The following is a 1,239-nucleotide window of genomic DNA, read 5'->3' on the forward strand; positions in this document are numbered from 1 at the left end:
GGAGGCGTGGGTGCGGCGGGGGCTGAGGGAGGCGCCGGCTCCGCGCGGGCGATTCGGTTGCCCGGTCCCGGTGGCGTACTGCGGGCCTATGTGCCGCGTACCGAGCCGGTGCCCCGCCCGGCCGGTGGCGAACCGCTCGTCTCCCGCACCGTGTTCGCCGCCGCGCACGTCGTGGCCGATCCCTTCGCCGACCGCTCCCCGGACGGCCCGGCCGCCGTGGACTGGGAGGCCACCCTCGCCTTCCGCCGCCATCTGTGGGCCCACGGGCTGGGCGTCGCCGAGGCGATGGACACCGCCCAGCGCGGCGCCGGACTCGACTGGACGGCCGCCGCCGAGCTGATCCGGCGTTCCGCCGCCGAGGCCCGGGCCGTGGGGGCAGGTCCCCGCGGCCAGGCTGGGGGCGCGCTGCTGGTCTGCGGCGCCGGCACCGACCAACTGAACCGCCCCGGGGCCTCGCTCGCCGAGGTGCGGGCCGCCTACGAGGAGCAGCTGGAACTGGTCGAGGAGGCGGGCGCGCAGGCGGTGCTGATGGCCTCCCGGGCGCTGGCCGCCGCCGCCCGCGGGCCCGAGGACTACCTGGAGGTGTACGACGGGCTGCTGCGGCAGGCGAGCGCCCCGGTGATCCTGCACTGGCTCGGCCCGATGTTCGACCCCGCGCTGACCGGCTACTGGGGGAGCACGGACCTCGACGAGGCCACCGGCACCCTGCTCCAGCTGATCGCCGCCCGCCCGGAGAAGGTGGACGGGGTCAAGGTCTCGCTGCTCGACGCGGAGCGGGAGATCGGGCTGCGGCGCCGACTGCCCGCCGGGGTGCGCTGCTACACCGGCGACGACTTCCACTACCCGGAGCTGATCGAGGGCGACCGGGACGGCTTCAGCCACGCCCTGCTCGGCGTCTTCGACCCGCTGGGGCCGCTGGCCGCCGAGGCGGTACGCACCCTGGACGCCGGTGACCCACCGGGCTTCCGCGCGCTGCTGGAACCCACCCTGGACCTGGCCCGGCACCTGTTCCAGGAGCCCACCCGCCACTACAAGACCGGGGTGGTGCTGCTGGCCTGGCTGGCCGGGCACCAGGACCACTTCACCATGGTCGGCGGCGCGCAGTCGGCCCGCTCCCTGCCCCATCTGGCCCGCGCCTACGAACTGGCCGACCGGCTCGGACTGTTCCCGGACCCGGAACTCGCCGCCGACCGGATGGCCCGGCTGCTGGCCGTACACGGAGTGGAGGCCCGATGAACC

1 protein-coding gene is annotated in these 1,239 nt (G+C 75.9%); it reads left to right on the forward strand.

What is annotated here, in order from left to right; genetic code table 11:
- The first annotated feature begins 6 nt into the window (after window positions 1-6).
- Window positions 7-1,236 carry a dihydrodipicolinate synthase family protein gene (locus tag E4099_RS32140; protein WP_425348294.1) on the forward strand — a complete coding sequence of 410 codons (1,230 nt, stop codon included), beginning with the start codon at window positions 7-9 and terminating at the stop codon, window positions 1,234-1,236.
- Window positions 1,237-1,239 lie beyond the last annotated feature (3 nt).

Source organism: Streptomyces palmae, from assembly GCF_004684805.1.
In the GTDB taxonomy this organism is placed as follows: Bacteria; Actinomycetota; Actinomycetes; order Streptomycetales; family Streptomycetaceae; genus Streptomyces; species Streptomyces palmae.